This is a genomic window from Enterococcus aquimarinus (assembly GCF_001885765.1).
In the GTDB taxonomy this organism is placed as follows: domain Bacteria; phylum Bacillota; class Bacilli; order Lactobacillales; family Enterococcaceae; genus Enterococcus_I; species Enterococcus_I aquimarinus.
In genome coordinates, this window is record NZ_JXKD01000034.1 from 1 (window position 1) to 2658 (window position 2658).

Sequence of the window (2658 nt, forward strand, 5' to 3'; positions counted from 1 at the left end):
TCCCAACCATTACAACCGTTGAAATAAAGTTCGGCGCGTATGTAACCGTTTGCGAGAATTTCTTTAATGGGCCATCTTTAATTTCATTTAAAGCAAGTGCTAAAATAATAGGTAAAGGAAACCCAACGACTAATGAATAGACACTAATGCCAATCGTATTTTTTAATAAGTCCCAAAAATAATAGGAATCAAAAAAGCGTTGAAAATGTTTGAATCCGACCCACGGACTCCCCCACACACCTAATGTCGGAATATAATCTTTAAAAGCAATCATGACGCCATACATTGGAATATATGAGAAGATAAAGAAGGCTAAGAACGCTGGTAAGATAAAGACGTACAGTTGACGACTTGCGATTAGTTTCTTTTTGCGCTCTTCTCCTTTACTCTGTTTTCGATTCATACTAACTTCCATTTTTAATTTCCCCCTTCAAACAAACACGTTTTGAATACGTTTTCATCATACGGTTTTTACTCATTCTCTTCAATGTGTATTTTTTGATTACTAGTAAAACGCTGATTTACCAACGTTTATCAAGGTTTTTCTTGTCAAAAAAAGAAAGCGATTTCAACTAAAAAGTATACAAATAAAAAAGCACTTCGAAAAGAGAAGTACTTTTGACATCATTTTTAAGCGAAATAATGTTGCAAATTATCTAAACAGATTCTTAACGCAGAGAGATTATCTTCCATCCCTTCAAATTCAATTGCGAAATCGCCCGTATATCCTTGTGCTTTTAAAATTGCTAAGCACTGATTAATGGGAACTTCTCCATGACCGATAATTGCTCCGCGTAAATAGTTTCCTCCACGAGTTTTAAAAAATCCAGTACCTGGATTCGACTGACTACCCGATTTAAAATGAAAATCTTTCACGTGAGCATAGCCAGCCAAACTTGCCAAACGACTGACCGCGTCAATGGGTGATTCATCAACACATAAGAAATTACCCATGTCGACTAGTAATTTAAAATTCGGATGATTGACAGCGGTATATAAATCTTCCATGCGAGTACTATCTTGTGCAAAAAAACCGTGGTTCTCAACCATCGTTTGGATACCTTTTGTCGCACCATACGCGGCAATTTCACGACAATAAACGGCTAAATCTGGTAAAACTTGTGCAAATGTTTGGCCATTTCTACCCCAAGTGGCATCATGACGAATACGCGGTGCACCTAAAATAGCTGCGTAATCAATCATTTTTTTCACTCGGGCTACTTCAGCTTCAGAATTACCCTCACAACCGTTTAGTAAATCGGCACTAAACGTAAAAGAAGTGATGGGAAAATCTAAGCGATCTAGTTCCGCTTTTAATTGCTGAACATAATCACCTTCTGAAATTCGTTCATCATGAATTAAACCAACGATTTCAATGGCGGTAAAGCCCAACTCTTTCGCTTTCTCAATCGTTTGGAGTTGCGTTAATTCACCACGATCGATTAATTGTTGAAAACTATAAGAACTACATGCTATTTTTGTCATTTTTTCTCTCCTATAACGTTACTTCGTGTCCAGTTTTTGCGGATTCGTATATCGCTTCAATTATTTGGGTAATTACAACGCCATCTTGCGCAGGGGACAGACAGTCTTTCCCTTCTAAAACACACTCTACAAAATGATGAATTTCATTATAGAAGAGTCCATCCATCGATAAGGCTGTCGGCATTTTCAATTGAACATCAGCCATGTAGCCATTGATATTCGTAGAAAGCTTTAATGACGGATTTAATGCTGCGCCACCTTTTGTACCAAATAACTCTAATTTTTGTTGATCGTCATTCACGTTTAAACTAAAACTGGTTTCAATTGAAATCACAGAACCATTTTCAAAGCGAATCATGGCACTGGCCAAGTCTTCCACATCACAAATAATTTCACCTGGTGTCGAAGAAATGTACCCTTGCTTATCTTTCACATCCGGACGATTGAATAGTTTTTGGAATGTTGCACCATAGACAGAGACTGGTCGTGATTTTCCTAATAAATACGTGAGTAAATCAATCACGTGCACACCTAGATCAATTAATGGACCGCCACCAGAACGCGATTGATCTCCAAACCAGCCTTCTGGATTTCCATGACGGCGTAAATACGTCGCTTTTCCATAATAAATTTCACCGAAGAAATCTTTTTCTTTAAAATCCATGATAATCTTGGTATCATTCCCAAATCGACGAACGAAGCCAATCATCAATAAACGGTCATTCGCCTCAGCCGCGGCTTGCATCGCCTGTGCATCCTCGACGGTTATCGCCATCGGTTTTTCACATAAAACATGTTTCCCAGCATTCAGTGCGGCAATAGCACATTCGGCATGCGCTGAATTCCAAACACATACACTCACCGCATCAATATCGGCCTTTTCAAGTAACGCTTCTTTCGTTTTATATAACTGTGGAACTTCATATTGTTTGCCCATTTTTTCTAATTGTTCCGTGTTGATATCGCAAAGCGCCACTAGTTCTACCTGAGGCATTTTTTGATAGGCTTGAATGTGTTCATGAGCAATCGATCCGACACCGATTATGCCAACTCTTAATTTTTTCAATGATTCTTCTCCTTTTTCTTTTCAAATTAGATCCAACTAAAAAACTGATAATCCATCTATCACTGTCTCTTTTAGAAATTTGTCTAACCCCTATTTTTAGGTTTAAA

Annotated in this window: 2 protein-coding genes and 1 pseudogene; all 3 read right to left on the bottom strand. The window is 38.0% G+C overall.

Annotated features, from left to right (window positions below):
• Positions 1-415 (bottom strand): annotated as a pseudogene (locus RU93_RS11790) (sugar ABC transporter permease); the annotation flags it as partial.
• Between the two features lie 215 nt (positions 416-630).
• Positions 631-1485 (bottom strand): sugar phosphate isomerase/epimerase family protein, encoded by an 855-nt coding sequence (locus RU93_RS11795; protein WP_071875823.1) that lies wholly within the window; start codon positions 1483-1485, stop codon positions 631-633.
• A gap of 10 nt (positions 1486-1495) precedes the next feature.
• Complete coding sequence (locus RU93_RS11800) at positions 1496-2551, bottom strand: Gfo/Idh/MocA family protein (RefSeq protein WP_071875824.1); 1056 nt, start codon at positions 2549-2551, stop codon at positions 1496-1498.
• Between the last annotated feature and the right edge of the window lie 107 nt (positions 2552-2658).

Coding starts and splice junctions, on each gene's coding strand:
- RU93_RS11795 (WP_071875823.1), bottom strand. CDS start 1,485: ATGACAAAAATAGCATGTAGTTCTTATAGTTTTCAACAATTAATCGAT.